This window comes from Micromonospora coerulea (assembly GCF_016598485.1).
Taxonomy (GTDB): domain Bacteria; phylum Actinomycetota; class Actinomycetes; order Mycobacteriales; family Micromonosporaceae; genus Micromonospora; species Micromonospora coerulea.
This window is the reverse complement of the sequence record NZ_JAEMUW010000008.1, coordinates 1-20019: the sequence shown is the minus strand read 5'-3', so window position 1 is coordinate 20019 and position 20019 is coordinate 1. Positions and strand designations below refer to the sequence as shown.

Annotated in this window: 12 protein-coding genes; 6 read left to right on the top strand and 6 right to left on the bottom strand. The window is 74.0% G+C overall.

Annotated features, from left to right (window positions below; genetic code table 11):
* Positions 1-54: 54 nt before the first annotated feature.
* Positions 55-1260 carry a cell envelope lipid trafficking protein PgfA gene (gene pgfA / locus I8N68_RS12665; RefSeq protein WP_200210128.1) on the bottom strand — a complete coding sequence of 402 codons (1206 nt, stop codon included), beginning with the start codon at positions 1258-1260 and terminating at the stop codon, positions 55-57.
* 111 nt (positions 1261-1371) lie between these two features.
* Between pgfA and I8N68_RS12660 the strand changes: the two genes are divergently transcribed.
* Both I8N68_RS12660 and I8N68_RS12655 read left to right on the top strand, forming a co-directional pair.
* Positions 1372-2631: an acyltransferase family protein gene (locus I8N68_RS12660; protein WP_200210127.1), complete on the top strand. Its 1260-nt coding sequence runs from the start codon at positions 1372-1374 to the stop codon at positions 2629-2631.
* A gap of 41 nt (positions 2632-2672) precedes the next feature.
* On the top strand, positions 2673-3869 hold the full coding sequence (locus I8N68_RS12655) for a glycosyltransferase family 4 protein (RefSeq protein WP_200210126.1): 1197 nt from the start codon (positions 2673-2675) through the stop codon (positions 3867-3869).
* Here I8N68_RS12655 and I8N68_RS12650 read toward each other — a convergent pair.
* The 3 genes from I8N68_RS12650 to I8N68_RS12640 are packed head-to-tail and all read right to left on the bottom strand — an operon-like array spanning position 3854 to position 7678.
* On the bottom strand, positions 3854-4048 hold the full coding sequence (locus I8N68_RS12650) for a hypothetical protein (RefSeq protein ID WP_200210125.1): 195 nt from the start codon (positions 4046-4048) through the stop codon (positions 3854-3856). The genes I8N68_RS12655 and I8N68_RS12650 overlap by 16 nt on opposite strands.
* A gap of 35 nt (positions 4049-4083) precedes the next feature.
* Entirely contained in the window at positions 4084-5778 is a 1695-nt protein-coding gene (locus I8N68_RS12645) for an MmpA family trehalose lipid delivery protein (protein WP_200210124.1), read from the bottom strand.
* 22 nt (positions 5779-5800) lie between these two features.
* Positions 5801-7678 (bottom strand): hypothetical protein, encoded by a 1878-nt coding sequence (locus I8N68_RS12640; RefSeq protein ID WP_372433712.1) that lies wholly within the window; start codon positions 7676-7678, stop codon positions 5801-5803.
* A 170-nt stretch (positions 7679-7848) separates the two neighbouring features.
* On the opposite strand from I8N68_RS12640, the gene I8N68_RS12635 reads away from it, so the two are divergent.
* The 3 genes from I8N68_RS12635 (at position 7849) to I8N68_RS12625 (ending at position 16090) form a co-directional block, all read left to right on the top strand.
* The gene (locus I8N68_RS12635) at positions 7849-12195 is read left to right on the top strand and encodes an alpha-(1->3)-arabinofuranosyltransferase (protein WP_200210123.1); all 4347 of its coding nucleotides are present in this window, start codon (positions 7849-7851) and stop codon (positions 12193-12195) included.
* Positions 12196-12287: 92 nt separating this feature from the next.
* Positions 12288-13547: a polysaccharide biosynthesis protein gene (locus I8N68_RS12630; RefSeq protein WP_200210122.1), complete on the top strand. Its 1260-nt coding sequence runs from the start codon at positions 12288-12290 to the stop codon at positions 13545-13547.
* 20 nt (positions 13548-13567) lie between these two features.
* Positions 13568-16090, top strand: a complete 2523-nt coding sequence (locus I8N68_RS12625) for a DUF5005 domain-containing protein (protein WP_200210121.1) — start codon at positions 13568-13570, stop codon at positions 16088-16090.
* Between the two features lie 8 nt (positions 16091-16098).
* Here the strand turns inward: I8N68_RS12625 and nudC are convergent, their stop codons facing one another.
* Positions 16099-17022, bottom strand: coding sequence for an NAD(+) diphosphatase (gene nudC / locus I8N68_RS12620; protein WP_307812804.1), 924 nt, complete (start codon positions 17020-17022; stop codon positions 16099-16101).
* A 197-nt stretch (positions 17023-17219) separates the two neighbouring features.
* On the opposite strand from nudC, the gene I8N68_RS12615 reads away from it, so the two are divergent.
* Complete coding sequence (locus I8N68_RS12615; RefSeq protein WP_307812803.1) at positions 17220-19037, top strand: VanW family protein; 1818 nt, start codon at positions 17220-17222, stop codon at positions 19035-19037.
* 73 nt (positions 19038-19110) lie between these two features.
* Here the strand turns inward: I8N68_RS12615 and I8N68_RS12610 are convergent, their stop codons facing one another.
* The gene (locus tag I8N68_RS12610; RefSeq protein WP_200210120.1) at positions 19111-19737 is read right to left on the bottom strand and encodes an NADPH-dependent F420 reductase; all 627 of its coding nucleotides are present in this window, start codon (positions 19735-19737) and stop codon (positions 19111-19113) included.
* Positions 19738-20019: the final 282 nt, after the last annotated feature.

Sequence of the window (20019 nt, the reverse complement as noted above, 5' to 3'; positions counted from 1 at the left end):
CGCGGAGGGCGGGCCGACCACCGGTCGACCCGCCCTCCGCCGTGCCCTACCTCGTCAACGCTTCTCGGTCTCGTCCTCGTCGGCGCCGGGCCGCTGCGTCGGCACCGTCGGCTCCTCCTCGGCGCGCCAGTTCGTCGACGCCGGTGGAATCTCGTCGCTCAACAGGCCACCCTCGCGCTCCACCGCCGGCTGCTCGGCGGTGTCCCGCTCGTCCGGCTCGTCGACCACCGCCAAGGCGGAGCCGCCGGCGGACGCCGCGGCGAGCCGGTGCCGGGCTGCCGAGTCGCCGTTGCTCCGGAGCACCAGCAGCAGCCCCGCGGCCAGAGCGAGCAGTCCCAGCACGCCGGCGCCGATCGGCACGTAGGTCCGGACCATGTCGATCTTCGAGCGGTTGTCCTTGACGGTCTTCACGCTGTTGGCGACGCTGTCGTCCATGGACTTGAAGTCCGCGTCGAGCAGCACGGTGACCGGCCCGTTGTCCGGCTGGAACTCCTTGTGCTGCTGCTCGCGCACGTTGAGGTAGGCCCCGGTGACCGGGTCCACCCAGAGGGTACGGGTGTTGCTGTAGACCACCTTGGCGCTGGTGGCACCCGGCGCGAACCGGCCGATCAGCGTCTTGAGGCTGCTCTCCGGCGTGTTCAGCGTTTCGTTCTCGATCCGCTGCTCGAACCGGTAGGCCTCCAGGCCCCCGACCTTTTCGGTGCCGGTGAACCTGGCTGGCGTGGACCGCTTGAGGTCACGGTCGAAGACCTCGTAGTCCTTCTTCTTGGTGTTGAAGGGGAACTTGTACACCTGACCCTCGTAGGCCACGTTGCCGACGGGCGTCTTGTCCTCGCCGGTCTCGTTCAGCCACTGCTCGTCCCACTCGACGGCGGCACCGCTGATGCGGTCGAGAGCGAGCTCGGTGCTGTACTGGCTGAACACCTCACCGTTTTCGGCGTTTTTAACGGTCTGGTAAACGTCCCAGATGACCGCCTTGCCAGCGAGGTTCTTGGGCAGCCGGTCGGCGGTGTCCTCCGGCTGGGGGATCACCTCGACGTTGGACACCAACGTCGCCTGCGGCACCTCGATGCTGACCGAACCCCCCGAGACCGTGACCTTGAGGGCGCGGGCGTTGACCGCCTCCGCCTTCGACGTCGTCCTGGCGAGGTCATAGGGAAGCTTGGTCACCGCGGGCGCAACGTACAACGGCAGCCCGGCCGCGACAACCAGCAACAAGACGCCGAGCCCAAAGAGCGCGGCGCCCACACGAAGCTTCACTCATCCTCCTGTAACCTGCCGCCCCGACGCCTGTCGTACGGGCCGTCCGATCCCTAACATGGCGGGAGGCTACCGCCCGGTCACTTCCAACGCACCCCCCTGGACGTCCAGATGTCATCAGCCGCCGTGTCATCGGCACCAGAGCCTACGGCCGGCGGTCGGCTGCCCGCACTGGACGCGCTCCGCGCCGTCGGCGCGATCGCCGTCGTAATCCACCACGTCGGTTTTCACACCGGCGCGACCGGCAACGCGCAGTGGGGCGGCTGGTTGGCGCGGATGGACGTCGGGGTCGCCATCTTCTTCACGCTCTCCGGTTTCCTGCTGTTCCGGCCCTGGGCGCTCAGCGTCGCGACCGGCCGGCCCCGGCCGGGCACGGGCCGCTACCTGTGGCGGCGCGCGCTGCGCATCCTGCCGGCGTACTGGCTGACGGTGGCGACCTGCCTGATCGTGCTGCCGCAGAACCGGCCCGCCCCGGGCGCGGACTGGCTGCGCCATTTGACCTTCACCCAGATCTACGGCCCCGGGCTGCTGCGCAACGGACTCAGCCAGACCTGGAGCCTGGCCACCGAGGTCGCGTTCTACCTCATCCTGCCGCTGATCGCGGTGCCCGCCGTGGGCCGCACCTGGCGCCCCGTCCGTACCGTGCTCGCCGCCTGCGGCGGCCTGCTCGTCACGGCGGGCTGGCTGGTGGCGATGGCCGTCGGCTGGCTCGACATGGGGCTGCACACCACCTGGCTGCCCGCGTACGGCGGGTGGTTCGGTGCCGGCATGGCGCTGGCCGCGGCGCACGTAGCGCTGCGGACCGGCACCGCCCCGGCCGCCTTCCGGATCCTCGACGACCTCGCGGCGGCTCCGATCGCCTGCTGGATGGCGGCGGTCGGCCTGCTCGCGATCGCCACCACCCCGGTGGCCGGGCCACGAGACCTCACCGAGCCGTCCCCGGCGGCGTTCGCCGTCAAGCTCACCCTCTACCTGGCGGTCGCGGTGCTGATCCTGGTGCCGGTCGCGTTCGGCCCACCCACCCGAATCCGGGTCGCGCTGGGCGCCGCACCGGCCCGCTGGCTCGGCACCGTGTCGTACGGGCTCTTCCTCTGGCACCCGCTGATGCTCGAACTCATCTACGTGGTGGCGGACCGGCCGCTCTTCACCGGCGGCCTGGTCAGCACGTTCGCGCTCACCATGGCCGGCGGGCTGCTCTACGCCGCGGTCAGCTACTACGGCATCGAACGGCCGCTCCAGCTGCTCGGCAGCCAACGACGGGCGCCGCGACCTGCGACGCCCGTGGCGGACCGGACGGTTCCGGCGGTCGGCACCGCGAACCCTGAACAGGTGGCCCAACGGCCATTGCCGACTCCGGCCATCAACCCCTAGTGTGACGCGGGTCGCTATATTACCTGACGGTAAGGATCGGCGTGGATACTGCCGGCGCTCCCACACACGTGCTCTTCCTCAACTGGCGGGACACCCGTAACCCCGAGGGCGGTGGATCCGAGGTCTACGTCGAGCGGGTCGCCGCCGAGCTCGTTGCCCAGGGGTACCGGGCCACGATCTTCTGCGCCGCACACCGCGCGGCGCCCGCCGAGGAGATCAATGCGGCCGGCGTACGACTGGTACGCCGCGGCGGCCGGCACACGGTCTACGCCTGGGCCGCGCTCTGCTACCTCGCCGGACTCGTCCGCCTCGGTCCGCTCTCGGCGCGGCGGTCCGGCCGCCGCCCGCAGGTGCTGGTCGACGTCTGCAACGGCCTGCCGTTCCTCGCCCCGCTCTGGACCCGCCGGCCGGTGCTCAAACTGGTCCACCACGTGCACCGGGAGCAGTGGCCGGTGGTGCTCGGCCGGTGGGCGGCCCGGTTCGGCTGGTGGGTGGAGTCCTGGCTCGCCATCCGGGTCTACCGGCACTGCCGGTACGTCACCGTCTCCGAGGCCACCCGCAGGGAACTGGCCACCCTCGGGGTGGCCCCGGAAAGCGTCACGGTGGTGCACAACGGCACCCCGGAGCTGCCCCCCACCGACACCGAACGGGCGCCGTACCCGCTGCTCGTGGCGCTGGGCCGGCTGGTCCCGCACAAGCGGGTCGAGGTGGCCCTGCAGACCGTCGCGGCGCTCGCCGGCGAGCTGCCGGGGCTGCGGCTGGTCGTCGCCGGCCAGGGCTGGTGGGAGCCGCACCTGCGCCAGCTCGCCGACGAGCTGGGCATCGCCGACCGGGTGGACTTCCGGGGCTTCGTGACGGAGGACGAGAAGTCGGCCCTGCTCGCCGCCGCCTGGGTGGCCCTCACCCCCTCGCTGAAGGAGGGCTGGGGGCTGACCATCGTGGAGGCCGGCGCCGCGGGCACCCCGACGGTCGCGTTCCGGGACGCCGGAGGTGTCGCCGAGGCGGTGGTCGACGGACGGACCGGGCTGCTGGCCGAGGACGTCGACGACTACGTCGCCAAGGTGCGGGAAGTGCTGCGCGACGACGAGGCGCGGCAGCGGATGGGGGCGGCGGCCCAGCGGCACGCCGCGTCGTTCACCTGGCCGGCGGCCGGTGAACGCTTCGCGGCCCTGGTGACGGCAGGTGCCGTGACCAGGGCCGGAGAGCGGCCGGTGGAGGCCTGTTACCTGGTGCCGTAGATCTCGGGGGTGAAGGGGTCCGGCTTGCCGGCCTTCTGCGCCGCCTCGCGGGCGCTCTTGGCGGCGTCCTTCGCCTCCTCGGCGCTGGAAGTGGCAGCCGCGGCGACCCCACCGAGCGCCAGGACCCCGAGCAGTGCCGCCACCAGGCCTGACACCAGCAGCGTGAGTGCTTTGCGCATGCCAATCCTCCCCTGTCGATTAACCGAGCGGGACGTTACCACGCGGTAGGCCGCCGGCGTAGCGCCGAAAGGGCAGCAAAACCAACCACCAGGAGAGCGCTGCCGAGGGCGGCCACCACCGCCCACCGCGCCGGGTCCGACGGGTCCTCGCGCCACACCGGCGGCGCGGCCGGATCGCGGTAGAGGGTCAGGAACGGCCCGTCGTGGACCTTCTCCAGACCGGCGAGCCAGGCGGGGTCGACCGTGCCCGCGGAGCCGTGCTGCACCACCACCCACCGCACCCCGGTCCCGGCCACCGGCCGGCCGTCCCGGAGCAGCCGCCGCAGCTTCCGGATCCGGCGGTTCTCCCCCGCCACGGTCACGTCGCCGACCCGGAGCGTGTCGTCGGTGAGCACCTCGGCGGAGAGGTACCGGGGCAGCGGGTCCAGCACCACCCGGTCGGGATTCCACGGGTAGGCCCGATAGGCACTCAGCGGCAGGGCCAGGACGACACCCGGGTCCTCCGCCGTGAGCGCCGCGACCCGACGCCAGTCGGCGGGATAACTGACCGGCCGTAACCGGCCGGCACCGCCGAGGGCGAGATCCGGCATCACGGCGACCGGCAGCAGCGCCGCCCCGGCCAGCACCAGCACGGCCAGGTCCCGGTCCCACCGGGCCACCAACCGCTCCACCCCGAGGGCCGCGCAGAGCACGAGCGGCAGGGCGTACCCGGCGAGGAACTTCTGACCGTCGCGGAGCAGCCCGGCGCCCGGCACGTGCAGGACCGCCCAGCGCAGCGCGTCCGCCGTACCCGGCAGCACGCCGAGCGCGGCCAGCAGGAGGCCACCCCCGGCCAGGACCCCCAGCCGCACCGCCACCCCCGCGGGCAGCCGCCGGCGCAGCGGGCCGGCGCCGACCCCGGCCATCACCAGCAGGACCAGCGTCGCCAGCGGGACCAGGAAGCCGGACCGGCTGCCCGGGGTGGCCTGCGCGCTCCAGATGCCGCCGGTACCGGCGAGTGCCGCCAGCGGTCCGGCCCAGTTCTCGGCCCGGGCAGCGAACGCCTCGACGCCTGCCGGGTCGGACGTGCCGCCAGCCCCGGTCACCAGGGCCGCCACCAGCCACGGCGCGTTCAGCACCAGCAGCGCGCCCAGCGCCAGGACCGACGACCGCCGCCGCCCGCGCCCCGGGACCAGCAGGGCCACCGTCGCGAACGCGAGCAGACCGCCGGTCGGGGTGATCGCGGCGGGCGCCGCGGCGAGCACCAGTCGGGGCACCGCCCCGGCCCGCCCCGCGTGCACCCGCAGCGCCGCCCACACGATCCAGGGCAGGGCGGCGTACGCCAGAAGCAGCCCCCACTGGCCGATCAGCAGACGTTCCGCGAGGTACGGCGTCCACGCGTAGCTGACCGCAGCGACCACCCGGGTGGCTCGCCGCTCCGCCGGCACCAGGTAACCGGCGCCGACGGCGGCGAACACCACCGCCCCGACCAGCACCAGCCGCTGTAGCAGCCAGCCCGGCACGAGCTGGGTGACCAGCGAGACGACCGCGTCCATCGGCACGGCCCGGGGCAGGCTGTCCGCCGGCGCGACGAGCTGCCAGCTCAGCGGCTGCCGCGGCACGAACACCATGTCGTACAGCAGGGCGTAGCCCGATGCCGCGAGCGGTGCGAGCACCACCGCGGCGACGGTGGCCGCGACGGCGTACAACATCCACCGCTCGCGCCGGGTCGGAGTGCTGGGGACGGACATGGTGGGAGGCGACACCCGCCGGTCAGCGGGCCGGCACGAGGTCGCCGACGGTGATCACCTTGGTGCAGATCACCACCGACGGGTCGGCGGCGGTCACCTCCACGGCCGGACCGCCCCCCTCGAGCCGGAAGAAGATCTGGTTGAGCCCCCGCCGCACGGCGAACTGGTGGCTGGCCTCCCCGAGCCGGAAGGTGACCGTCGAGTCACCGGAGCTGAGGTAGCCGAAGTAGACGACCCACGGCCATTCCGGCACCGGCCCGTCCAGCAGGATGCGCGCGGTCCGGCCGCCGTCGATCCGGTGCCCGCAGGTCTCGTCCGGGCCCGGGACGTTGCGCCGCCCCTGCACCGCCGCAGGACGGATCCGGCCGGTGTCGTCGAACATCGACGGGCTCTCGGCATCCGTCACGAACCTGGGCTTCAACTCCGCCGGGCGGAAGAAGTGGGACTGGAGGTTGTCCGGCCAGAAGTAGCCGGCCACCACCCGGTCGGGGACGATGTCGTCCAGGAAGACGGTGTCGGGCGGCGCGGCGGCCAGCTCGAACTGGGTGGTCGAGAGGTAGTCCCGCCCGTGCTTCGTGCGCCAGTTGTCCCCGAACCGGGCGGTACTCCAGAGCGTCCCGATGCCGACCGTCGCCAGAACCATGATCATGGCGATCAGGCCGACCGCGAACGCCCCCGGCTCCCGCAGCACCGTCGGCACCGGCCACGACGCGACGTCGTCCTCCTCGGCGTCGGAGCGCCCGAGCAGGGCGACCCCGACGCAGAGCGCGGCGACCACCACCACGTCGGCGACGTACCGGGGGACCAGCCCGGCCAGCGGGCTGAGCACGTTGCCGAGCCGGGTGGCGGCGAAGAGCACGGCGACCATGGCGACGTACGACAGCAGCAGCGTCCAGGCCCGCAGCGCCGACGGCCGCCACCGGACCGTCACGACCACCAAGGTCAGCAGCACCGCCCAGGACAGCCACATGGTCACGTCGTACGGGTCCGCCAGCGGCGGGCCGTCACCGGCGTACGTCCACCGCCACGGGCCGCCGAGCAGGCCCGGGACCAGGGTGGTCCCGACCAGGTCACCGATGAAGGTCAGCACCTCGCCGGGGGAGCGCGGCCCGTTCAGCGCGCCCGCCGGCCGCTTCAGGTAGAGCGCGAGGTAGGCCGCCGACACGGCGGCCAGCATCAGCCAGGCCGGCCAGTACCGGCGGGTGATGGACACCAGACTCCGGGTGGGGCCGCCGGTGGCGAAGAGACAGGCGGTCAGGACGTACAACAGCGGCACGATCAGCAGCGCCTTGGAGTCGAAGGCCAGCCCGAACACGACCCACAGGGCGACCGCGACCAGGTGCCGCGACCGGCCGGTGCGGACGTACCGGACCTGCGCCGCGACGGCCAGCACCATGGCCAGCAGCACCGGTAGCATCAGCAGCCCGACCATCCAGAGCGAGGTCGCCTCCAGAGTCAACGGGCTGAACAGCAGCATGCACAGCGGGATCAGCAGCCCCCACCCGGGCCGGAGCAGGTCGCGCAGCAGTCGGTAGAAGGCCACCCCCACGGCCGCCTGGCCGGCCGCCAGCAGGAGCACCCAGGGCCAGCTGGCGAAGCCGGCGACGCGGACCATCAGCCACGCGACCAGCAGACCCCCCGGGGTGAGGTGGTTGTTGAAGGTGCGCAGGAGGTGGTCGACGGTGAGGTCCGCGGCGCTGGCCTGGGCGGCGATCACGAACTCGTCCTGGGAGAACCAGCCCCGGGTGGCGATGCCCGCGCGCCAGGCCACGGCCACCATGATCAGGACGAACGCGACGGCTCGTACCCGGTCGGCGCGCAGCCACCGCCCCACCGGCCCGCTTCCGTCCCCGCCCGCGCCCACCTCGTCCGGGCGGGTCACCGCCTCAACTTCCGGCATTGACATGGTCGGCAGCCTGCCACACGCTTACACGCCGTGGGCACCGCCGTTCGCCCGATCGCCGACGGCGCCCCGCCCCAGGTCCCCGGTACCCACGGGGCCCGGCTAACCTCTCGCGATCGCGCCCGGCGCCGGCGGGGCGCGTCGGGGTGCCGGAGACAGGGAGCCACATGCGCGCAGCGGCGACAACCGAGACCGAACCGGTGGGCCGTCGCACCCGGCGCACCGCCCGCCGGTTCCGCCACCTCGCCATCTGCATCGTCCTTTCCGCGCTCGCGTTCCAGCAGGACCCCGGGCTGACGGTCCCGGACACCAAGGTCGACCTCAACGTCAACCCCACCGGCTGGCTGCTCCGCACCCTGCACCTGTGGGATCCCACCGGCACCTTCGGCCAGCTCCAGAACCAGGCGTACGGATACCTCTGGCCGATGGGACCGTTCTTCCTGGTCGGATCGGAACTCGGCCTGCCGGCCTGGGTGGTGCAGCGGCTCTGGTGGGCGCTGCTGTTCTGCGTCGCCTACCTGGGGGCCGCCCGGCTGGCCGGGCGGCTCGGCATCGGCACCCCGGCCGCCCGGATGATCGCCGGGGTGGCCTTCGCGCTGTCACCGCGCATCCTCACCCAGCTCGGCTGGTCGTCCGTGGAGTCGTGGCCCAGCGCGGTCGCGCCGTGGGTGCTCATCCCCCTGGTCGGCCTCGCCCGCGGCGGCCCGCTCCGGCGCGCGGTCGCCGGCTCGGCCGTCGCGGTCGCCTGCGCTGGCGGGGTGAACGCGACGGCTGTGTTCGCCGTCGTCCCGCTGGCGCTGCTCTGGCTCGCCACCCTCCGGCCGGTACGCCGCCGGATCACCGCGCTCGCCGCCTGGTGCGGCGCGGTCGCCCTGGCCACCGCCTGGTGGCTGGTCCCGCTGCTGGTACTCGGCCGGTACAGCCCGCCGTTCCTCGACTACATCGAGTCCGCCCGGTTCACCACCAGCGTCACCGACCCGCTGACCGTGCTGCGCGGTGCCTCCTACTGGGTGGCCTACCTCAGCGACCCGTTCGGTCCGACCCTGCCCGCCGGGGCGGAGCTGGCCACCGACCGGGTGCTCGTCGCCGCCACCCTGGCGGTCGCGCTGCTCGGGGTCGTCGGGCTGTCCCGACCCGGGATGCCGCACCGGCGGTTCCTCGTCACCGGCCTCCTCCTCGGCGTCGCGCTCGTCGGCCTCGGGCACGTCGGCAACCTGCCCAACGTCGTCGCCGGCCCGGAGCGGGAGTTCCTCGACGGCGTCGGGGCACCGCTGCGCAACGTGCACAAGTTCGACGTCCTGCTGCGGCTGCCGCTCACCCTCGGCATGGCCCACCTGCTCGGCCTCCTCATCCGGCTGGCGCGGACGGTGCCGGTGCGGCGGCGCCGACGGGCCACCGCGGTCGCCTGGCTCGCCGCGGGCGTCGCCGTCACCGCCGTCGTCGGCGTGGCCAGCCCGGCGCTCGCCGGCGGGCTGGCCACCCCGCGCGGAGTCACCAAGGTGCCCGGCTACTGGTCCGAGGCGGCCGACTGGCTGGACGCGCACACCGGGCGGGGCCGGGTGCTCGTGGTGCCCGGCGCCCGCTTCCCCTCGTACGACTGGGGCAACACCACCGACGAGATCACCCAGCCGTTGCTGAAGGGACGCTGGGCGGTCCGGAACGCCATCCCCTTCACCCCGCCCACCACCATCCGGCTGCTCGACGCGGTCGAGGCGGCGCTGGCCACCGGCGACGGTTCGGCCGGCCTGGCGGACCTGCTCGCCCGCTCCGGCGTCAGCCACGTCCTGTTCCGCGCCGACCTCGACGAGGGACGCTCGGACACGGCCCGACCGGCGGTGGTCCGCCAGGCGCTGCAGCGGTCACCCGGCCTGACCCTGGTCGCCGGCTTCGGTCCGGTCCGCGGCGGCGGCGCGCCGGACGGGGTGTACCGGGACCACGGCCTCGACGTGCCGACCAGGGCGCTGGAGGTGTTCCGGGTCGACCGTCCGGTCGACCCGGTCGTCGCCTACGACGCCGACGATGTGACCACCGTCGTCGGCGGCCCCGAGTCGCTGCTGGAGATGGCCGCCGCCGGGCAGCTCACCGCGGCGCCGACGATGCTCGCCGGGGACGCGCCGGACGCCACCGGCCCGGTCACCATCACCGACGGGCTGCGCCGCCGGGACGTCTCCTTCGGCCGGCTGCGGGACAACACCTCGGCGACGCTCACCGCCTCCGATCCCTTCGACGTGCCCGCTCCGGCGCACGACTACCTGCCCGACTGGGGAGCGGACCAGGCCACCGTCGCCCGGTACGACGGCATCAGCGCCATCCGGGCGTCCAGCTCCCGGTCGCAGGTGGGGGTGCGCGGCGGCGCCCGCCCCGAGCACCAGCCCTTCGCCGCCCTGGACGGCGACCCGGGCACCTCGTGGCAGTCCGCGTCGGACACCTCCGGGGCGGACCAGTGGCTGGAGGTCACCCTCGCCGCCCCCACCCGGATCAGGCAGGTACGGGTGAGGTTCGACCTCGGCGCCGACACGGTGCCGACGAAGGTGGTGGTCACCGCCGGGTACGAGAGCGTGGCGGTCGAGTCGTTCGGCGACAGCATGACCTTCCAACTGCCCGGGGTGCACGCCACCCGGGACCTGCGGATCGCCGTCGAGGCGACCATCGGGCAGCGCCCCGGCTCCGGCACCGTCGGGATCTCCGAGATCGAGATTCCCGGCCTGCGCACCGGGCGTACCCTCGCGATGGCCGCCCCGCCGGCCACCGACCGGCCGGCGACAGTCGTCGTCTCGGCCGCCCCGACAACGCCGGCCTGCTTCTTCGTCGGCGGCGACCCTCGGTGCTCCGCCGACGCCGCCCGCGGCTCGGAGGACGGGCGGTCGATCGACCGGACGTTCACCCTGCCCACGGGCGGGGCGTACACCACCCGGGTGTGGGCCCGCCCGGAGCCCGGCGGCGCTCTCGACGCCGTCCTGGACCGGGAGGTCGCCGCCGCCCAGCCGCTGCGTCTCGCGCCGGCGGTGACCGCCTCGTCCACGGCCGTACCCGACCCGGCCGCCCGCCCGGGGGTGGTCCTCGACGGGGACCCGGCGACCGCCTGGTCACCGGCGCTGAGCGACGGGAACGCGATCCTGCACCTGGCGTGGCCACGCCCGCAGGTGATCAGCGGGTTGCGCTTCACCCTCGACCCGGGCGTCGCCGCCTCCAAGGTCGGCAGCGTGCGGGTGGTCGGCGACGACGGCGTACGCGGCGGGCTGCTGGCGAAGAACGGCCAGCTCACCTTGGATCCGCCGATGCGGACCGACGAGATCACCATCCAGTTCCTCGACAAGCCGTCCGCGTACAGCCAGGACCCGTACGGCGAGAAGGCGCCGCAGCCGCTGCCGGTCGCGGTCGGCGAGGTGAGCGTCCTACCGGCCGGCCCCGCCCGGGTGCCCCTCCTCGACGCCCCGGTGAAGCTCGCCTGCGGCACCGGCCCCACGCTGGAGATAGCCGGCGCCCGGGTCCGGACCTCGCTCACCGCCACCCTGCGGGACCTGCTGGAGGCGCGGGAGGTGCCGGCCGTGCCGTGCGGCGGGCGCAGCGCCGGTCAACTGACGCTCGCGGTCGGCCAGTCCCGGCTGGTCGCCTCCCCCGGCGGGCTGGCCCGCGCGACCCGCGTCGCGCTGGAGCCGCGCCCGGCGCAGCCCCGCGTCGCCCCGCGCCCCTCGACCGTCGAGGTCGCGGACTGGTCAGCCACCGAGCGACGGCTCCGGGTCACCGACCATTCCGTCGACCGGATCCTCGCGGTACGGGAGAACACCAACGCCGGCTGGCGGGCCACCGTCTCCGGCCGGGTGCTCACACCGGTCGTGGTGGACGGCTGGCAGCAGGGCTGGCTGCTGCCCGCCGGGACGTCCGGCGAGGTGCTGCTCCGCTTCGTCCCCGACACGGCGTACCGGGCCGGGCTGTTCCTGGGGGGCGTCCTGCTCATCGGGGTGCTCGCCCTGGCTGTGCTCCCGCAGCGCCGCCGCACCACGCCCTCGGCCGTCGGCCGTCCGGCCCGACGGCGGGGACGGGGTTCGGTGCCGCTGCTGGTGACCGGGGCCATCGCCGTGGTCCTGTCCGGTGGCCTCCTCGGCGTCCTGCTCGTGGCGGTCGGGCTGGCGCTGGCCCTGGCGGGCCCGATCCGGCTTCCCTGGCCCCGCGACCCCCGCTACGCCCAACGGGTCACCCGGCTCGCTGTGGCCTGGCTACCGGCCACCCTGCTGCTGCTCGCCGGCTGGCTGTACCTCACCGACGCGGAGCGCCACCTGGCCGCCGGCCCGCAGCTCGCCGCGCTGCTCGCCGTGGGTTGCCTCTGGCTGACCACGACCGTCCGGCGGCGACCGGTACGCCCCGCCGATCCGCCGACCGTCGACCCGACCCCGGTGGCGGACGGACCGGCCAGCCCGTCGCGCGGCGTCGACCTCTCCTCGACAGCTCGCCAGCACCACCAGGGTGACGACCAGTCAGACCCCGGCGAGCATCCACCTCTCTCGCAGGGTTGACCTCCTCATTACGCTGGCCGGGCGAGGGCGCCGGCGTGGCGACGCTGTATACGCGCCCGCTGAGGCCCGGCGGAGCCGGCGACGGGGCGGTCATGGGGAGAGAGTCGGACGGGCGGAGCGGGGCGGGCGGGCTGGGCACCGCCGGTTTCGCGGTGACGCTGGCGGGCGTCTTCGTCAACGGGTTGGCGTACGTGGTGCCGGTGCTCGGCGCCCGCCACCTCGACGCGGCGGAACTGAGCGCGCTGGCCACGCTGCTCGCGCTCGGCTCGATCGGCGGCGTGGCCAGCACCGGCCTGCAGATCGCGGTCGCGGTACACCGGGCCCGGCACGGGCGGGCGCCCACGGGTCGGCCGACCCTGATGACGGTGGCCGTCACCGCCGCGCTGCTCGCCGTGGGGCTGCCGGTGGCCGCGGTGCAGCTCCGGCTGACCGCCACGGCGGTACTGCTGCTCGGCGTGCTCACCGTCGCCGTGGTGGCGGCCGGCCGGTGGCTCGGCGAGTTGCAGGGGGACCAGCGCTTCCTGCGCCTGGCCGGCGGCATGGCCCTGCTGGCCGCAGGCCGGTACGGCGGCATGGTCGCCGGGCTCGCGCTGGGCGGCGGGCTCAGCGGCTCGCTGCTGGCTGGGGCGGTCACCTCGGTGCTGGTGCTGGCCCTGCTGGTCCGGCTCAACCGGGGTGCCGGCATCGATCCGGTCGCCCCGAAACTCGCCACCCGTACGGTGCTGACCGCCGGCGCCGCCACCTTGGCGATGCTGGTCGTCTCGTACGCCGACCTTTTACTGGCCCGGCGCTTCCTGCCGGCCGACGCCTCCGGCGCGTACGCGGTCGGCACGGTGCTGACCAAGGGTGCCTTGTGGGCGCCGCAGGTGGTGACCGTGATCGCGCTGCCCCGGCTGGCCCGGGGCGACCGCCGGACCCTGGTCGCCGCGCTGACCCTGGTCGCCGCGTCGGGTGCGGCACTGGTACTGGCCGCCACGCTCGCCGGCGGGCTGGCGTTCCGGCTGGCCGGTGGCCCCGCCTACGCCGACGAGGGCCGGCACGCGGTGCTGTTCGCCGGCGCCGGTGCGCTCTACGCGCTCGTCTTCGTGCTGATCAACGCCCGGGTCGCCGCCGCCGCCCGGTGGCCGTCGGCACCATTGTGGAGCTCCACGGTTGCCTTCGTGCTCGCCGTCGCCACCGTCGTGCCGCACACCCTGCCGGGCATCGCCGGGGCCGCCCTGGTCACCTCGGCGGTCACCGCGCTGATCACCGGGATGCTGGTGTTCCTCCAGAAACCGCCACCGCGCTCGGCTTCTACCCGTTTGGCGGCTACCGTCACGGCCCCGGGGAATGGCACGCTGCGGACCGAGTAACCAGTAGACGGGGGTTTCTGGTGACCAACTCCGCCACCGGTCGGCGGGCCACCGGTGGGCGGCCGCCCGCCCGTTGGCTGCTCGCACTCCACACCGCCGTGCTGCTGGCGGTCGGCCCCGCGGTCGTCCCCGACCGACCGGGGGACGAACCCAGCATCTCCGCCGACCGGCTCACCGCCCTCTTCGACAGGTACGGCGACACCTCGGGGCAGTGGAGCGGCGGCGACCGGACCGCCTCGGTCACCCTCCCCGACGGACGGACGCTCTGGCTGTTCTCCGACACCTTCCTCGGCCCGATGCAGCCGGACGGCTCCCGGCCGCGTACCGCGCCGTTCATCCACAACTCCGCGGTGGTGCAGCAGGACGGCGAGCTGCGGCAGACGGTGCACGGCGGCTCGGCCTGGCGTCCGGCCTCGCTGGTGCCGCCGCCCGCCGCCGCCCAGTTCTACTGGATCGGCGACGCCACGGTCGCCGGGCAGAGCCTCCAGGTGCTGGTCAACCGCTACCGACGGACCGGCTCGGAACCGCTGGACCACGCGCTGCTCGGCACCGCGCTGGCGACCTTCGCGCTACCCGCGCTGACCCCGACCGGACTCCGGCCGCTGCCCGTCGGATCTCGGATCTCCTGGGGCTCGGAGGTACTCCACGACGGCCACCACACCTACGTGTACGGGACGGAAGCAGCCGGCGAGGCCCGGTTCGCACACGTCGCCCGGGTCGCCGGCGATGACCTGACCGCCCCGTGGGAGTTCTGGACGGACGCCGGGTGGTCGCCGTCCGAGGACAGGTCGGCGCGCCTGCTCAGCGGCGTCGGCACCGCGTACGGGGTGCAGCGGGTCGGCGCCCGGTACGTCCTGGTGACGCAGCAGAACAACCTCATCTTCAGCCCCGACCTGGTGGCGTACACGGCGCATTCGCCGACCGGACCGTTCGAGGGGCCGGACTACCTCTACCGCGCCCCGGAGAACGAGGCCGGCCACATCGTCTACGACGCCGACCTGCACCCCGACCTCGCGCGCCCCGGCCGGCTGCTGATCTCCTACAACGTCAACGATCTGGACGACGACGTCACGTACGCCGACGCGGGTGTCTACCGGCCGCGCTTCCTCGAGGTGGCCTGGCCCCGCCGCCGGTCCGACCCGGGAGACCTGCCCCCGCCCCCGGCCGACCTGACCGCCGTGGCCGATGCCGGCGGGCACGCCCGCCTGGCCTGGCGGGCGCCCGGGGCCGACGACGAGCTGCGCTACCAGGTGCACCGGCGGGACGTCACCGCCGGCCAGACCCACTTCGTCCGGGTGGGTGAACTGGTCACCGACCCCGGATACTCGGCCGACTTCCTGGTGAACGGCCACGACTACGAGTTCCGGGTAACCACGGTCAGTGGCCGGGGGGAGAGCCGGCCATCGGCGGCGGCCCGGATGACCGCTCGAGTGCCACCACCCCCGCCGCCCGGGGGCGTACGGGCGGTGGCCGGAGTCGCCGGTGACGTAATGCTCCACTGGGACCCGGTGCCGTTCGTGCAGCTGTTCCGGGTCGAGCAGCGCAACCTGACCACGGGGGAGCGGAGCCGGTCGCTGGTCCTTACGCACACCGGCACCAGCGCCAGCTTCGGCTCGCTACGGCACGGCGAGACGTACGAGTTCACCGTGGTGGCGGTCGGCGGGGGCGGCGACAGCCCGCCGTCGGTCCCGGTCCGAGCCACCGCCTTCGTCGCCCCGCCACCCGCGCCGAGCGGGCTCACCGCGGCGCCCCGCCCCGACGGCACCATCGCGCTGACCTGGACGACCCTCGGCCCGGGCGTCTCCTACCAGGTCCAGCGGCGAGACGTCACGGCCGGCGAGCGCCGGCTCGGGCGGCCGTCCCCGGAAGGCGGAGCCGAGCACACCGCCCGTTACCTGACCCACGACCACGAGTACGAGTTCACCGTCACCGCGGTGAACAGCGGCGGTGCGGGGCCGATGTCCGCCCCGGTGCGCGCCCGCGCCCGCTACACACCGCCGACCATGACCCCGACCGGGCTGCGCGCCGAGCCGGGCCCGGGATCGGTGGAGTTGACCTGGCGGTCGGCGAACCCCGGCGGGTGGTACGAGGTCTACCGGCGGGACCTGACCGCCGGGCAGCGGGACTTCACCGCGGAGGAGGTGCGGGTCAACGGGACCGGGGCGACGGTCATCCAGCTGCGCAACGGCCACGAGTACGAGTTCGCGGTGGCCGCCGTCAACGAGGCCGGCGCCGGACCGCTGAGCGAGCCGGTCCGGGCCACGCCGCAGCTGCCCACCCCGACCGGGCTGACCGCCACCGCGATGGGCAACGGCGAGGTCCGGCTGAGCTGGCGGTCGGCCGGACCGAGCCTCTTCTACCGGTTGTATCTACGGGACACGACCCGGGGTGAGACGTGGCGACCGGACCCGTACCCGGTGCAGGACACGAGTCACACCGCCGTGCTGCTGACCCGCGGGCACCGGTACGAGTTCCGGGTCGTCGCCGCCGACGGCACCGCCGAGAGCCGACCGAGCCACCCGGTCGCGGTCGACGTCCGGTGAGCGCCGGCTCAGTCGCCGGCGGCGAGCCAGCTACCGAGCAGGTGCTGGTCGATGGAGTCGACCCGGCCCAGCGGCCGTCCCCGCGCCACCCGCTCGCGCAGCTCGTCCCGGGTGAACCAGCGCGCCGCCAGCAGCTCCTCGCCGTCCACCCGCACCTCCGTCGAGGCCACGGTGGCCCGGAAACCCACCATCAACCCGGCCGGGAAGGGCCAGGCCTGCGAACCCTGGTACGCCAGGTCGACCACGGTCACCCCGGCCTCCTCGGCCATCTCCCGCCGGACGGCGTCCTCCAGGCTCTCGCCCACCTCGACGAAGCCGGCCAGCGTCGACCACGAGTCCTCCGCCGCACCCCGGTGACGGGCCAGCAGGCACCGCCCGGGCTCGCCCGGCGCCTCCACCAGCACGATGATCGCCGGCTCGATCCGGGGAAAGAGCAGCTTCCCGCAGCCGGACCCGGTGCAGGAGCGGGTGTGCCCGCCGTTGCCGGCGACCGTGGGGCTGCCACAGGCGCCGCAGTACCGCTGCCCCCGGTGCCAGTGCAGCAGGCCGCGGGCGTACGCCTGCACCGCCGCCTCCGCGGGTCCCAACCCGCCCACCAGGGCCCGGACGTCCACCGTCTCGGCCGCGCCCGCCAGCTCCCGCGCCTCCCGCTCGGTGCGGGCGGAGAGATCCACGGCGAAGACCGCCGCGCCGGCGTCCAGGCCGAGGAAGACCGTCTCGTCGGCGGCGGCGAGCAGCCCGGCAGCGTCGGCGACGCCGCGCCGGACCGGTGCCCGGTCCGGCCCGACCAGGCAGCGGTCCCGCCAGAGCGGCAGCACCACGCTGCCCCGGCCGGCCAGCCGGCTGGCGATCCACCCCGGGTCCGCCCGGAGCGCCCCCGCCCGGTCCAGCCAGCCACCGCCGTACGCCATGATCCGATCGTCGGTCCGCACCCGGACACCGTCCCACGGCCCGCCCGGCCGGTGGGGACCGGCGGTGGGTGATCGTCACGACACCCTGCGCCGGCTGGCCGACCCGCGGCGCGGAGATGCCCGGTGGGACACTCCCGGCCGGCTCGCGCGTTGGTTACCGTAGTTGTCTTCCGGGTGGGGGAAGCCCTCCCCACGTGGTACTTCCGATCGAGGTAGCTGTGACGCTGTACGGCGAAAAACCCCCACCCACCGACGACCGGCCCACGGTGCAGGTCACCGCGGTGAGCTGGCCGGGCGACGAGCAGGCACCGGTACCGCCGGTGGCCGGCCGGCCCGGCGGCGGGTCGCGCTTCCGGCGCGGCCGGCTGCTCCTCGCCGGCGGGGTGGCCGCGGCCGTCCTGGCCGGGGTGGCGGGTGCCGGCGCCTACGCGTACGCCGGAGACGTCCCGCGCGGCACCACGGTGCTCGGGGCCGAACTGGGTGGCCGCAGCCGGGCGGAGGCGGCCCGTGAGCTACGGGTGGCGCTGGAGCGCCGTGCGGCGGAGCTGAGCGCCCCGGTCCGCGTCACGGTGGGGGAGACGGCCAGCGAGATCAAGCCCGCCGACGTCGGCCTCGCGGTGGACGTGGACGCGACCGTGGCGGCCGCCGCGGCCGCCGACGCGCACCCGGTCAGCCGGCTCGTCGGCTCCCGCACGGTCGACCCGGTGGTCACCGTCGACGTCGACCGGCTCGACGCCGCGCTCCGCGCCGTGGTGGGCAGCCAGGGCCGGGAGATGACCCTCCCGACCATCATCTTCACCGGCACCACACCCAAGCCGGTCTACCCCAAGCCCAGCCTCACCCTGGACCCGGCGCGTTCCGCCGAAGTGGTCAAGGCGGCCTGGCTCGACCGTCAGGCGGCGACCGTTCCGCTGGTGGAGAAGCACCCGGCCACGACCCGGGAAGAGGTGGACCGGCTGGTCGACGAGCTGGCGAAGCCCGCCGTCGCCGCCCCGGTCACGTTGACCACCGACAAGGGCTCCGTCACCATCCCGCCGACCGCGATCGCCCGCAGCCTGCGCTTCTCGGCCGACGAGGCGGGGAAGCTGGTTCCCCGGGTGGACGTCAAGCGGCTGCGGACCGCGCTCGGCGACCGGCTGACGAAGATCGAGGTGGCGCCGAAGGACGCCGGGCTGACCATCGCCGGCGGCAAGCCGAAGGTCGTGCCCGGGCGGCCCGGCCAGCAGCTGGACGCCACCGCGCTCAGCCGGGACCTGCTGGCCGTCCTGCCCAAGGCGGACGGCCGGACGGTCACCGGTGAGCTCAAGCTGGCGGAGCCCAAGCTGACTGAGGCGAAGCTGGCCGATCTCGGCATCAAGGAGCGGGTCTCCACCTTCACCACCCGGTTCCCCGGCGGCCTCTCCTCGCCGCGCAGCCAGAACATCGTGCAGGCCGCGAAGGACGTCGACGGCACGATCGTGAAGCCGGGTGAGACGTTCTCGCTCAACGGGCACACCGGCGAGCGCGGCTACGACCAGGGCTACCAGGACGCGCCGACGATCGTCGACGGCAAGCTCGTTCCCGGGGTCGGCGGCGGTGTCTCGCAGTTCACCACGACCCTGTTCAACGCGACGTACTACGCCGGGCTCGAGGACGTCGAGCACAAGCCACACTCGTTCTACTTCAGCCGGTACCCCGCGGTGATCGAGTCGACGATCTACTACCCCGCTCTGGACTTCAAGTTCCGCAACAACAGCCCGCACGGGGTCCTGATCGACACCTCGTACACCTCCAGCACGATCACCGTGTCGATCTGGAGCACGAAGATCTACGACAGCGTCAAGACGGAGTACGGCCCTCGCCGCAACATCACCCAGCCGAAGACGGTCCACCTGGAGGCCGGCCCCGACTGCATCGAAGCCGCGGGCAGCGAGGGGTTCGCCCAGGACGCCTACCGGGTCATCACGAAAAACGGCAAGGTGATCAAGCGGGAGAAGTTCAGCTGGACGTACCAGGCCGAGCCCCGCTTCATCTGCGGCCCGAAGCCCCCCGCCTGACGCCCGTCGAGGTCAGGCACGACGAAGCCCCGCCGGCTGGATCGCCGGCGGGGCTTCTTCTTCTCGTACGATCTCAGGGACGCGCCGCTGCCAGCCCCTCCCGTACGCCGTCCGCGTCGCGGTCGGTGCCGTAGACGGGGGTGTCGGGCTGCTGCCGCCAGCTCTCGTCCAGCGTGCCGGCGTCCACCGGGTCGAAGCCCAACTCCTCCACCAGCTCCATCACCACCTGCTTGGCCTGGGCGTCGTCGCCGGCCACCGGCAGGGCGATCCGGTCGGGCGAGCCCGCCGGCATGCCCTTCTCCATCAGGTGCAGCGCCTGGATGTTGTTGAACGCCTTCACGACCCGGGCGCCCTTCAGGTGCTCCGCGGTCCAGCGGCTGGAGCTGAGGCTCCGGTCGAGCAGCTCGGCGATGTCCCCGTCCCGCTCGGGGTAGTAGTTGTCGGCGTCGACGACCAGCTTCCCGTCGAAGAGCTCCGCCGTCAGGGTCGGCACGGCCTTCACCGGAACGGCGACGACCACCAGCTCCGCCCCCTGCACCGCCTCCTCGAGCATGCCGGCGGTGGCACCGGTCTCCGCGGCCAGTTCGGTGAGACTCTGCGGACCCCGCGAGTTGGTCACGGTCACGTCGTGCCCCAGCGCCTGCAGCCGACGGGTGAGGGTGCCACCGATGTGCCCCGACCCGACAATTCCGATCTTCATGACCACTCCTGCCTCCGCCAACGCCTGGCGGTCAGTTCCGGCCGAACCATCAGCAGGTACCCCGACCGGTCCGCCCCGATAGCGGACGAGGCGTACGCCACGTCCCGTTTCCGCCACCACGGCGGGGACCCGTCCGCGGGCGGTCCCGCATCGACGGTACGAGACGGGACGGCTCGCTCGGGCGGGATTCACGGAAGGCCGCTGGCACCCGTCGGGCGAGTCGTGGAATGGAGCCGGAAACGCAGATGAGGTCACCCCGAAGGGTGACCTCATCTGGAAAGA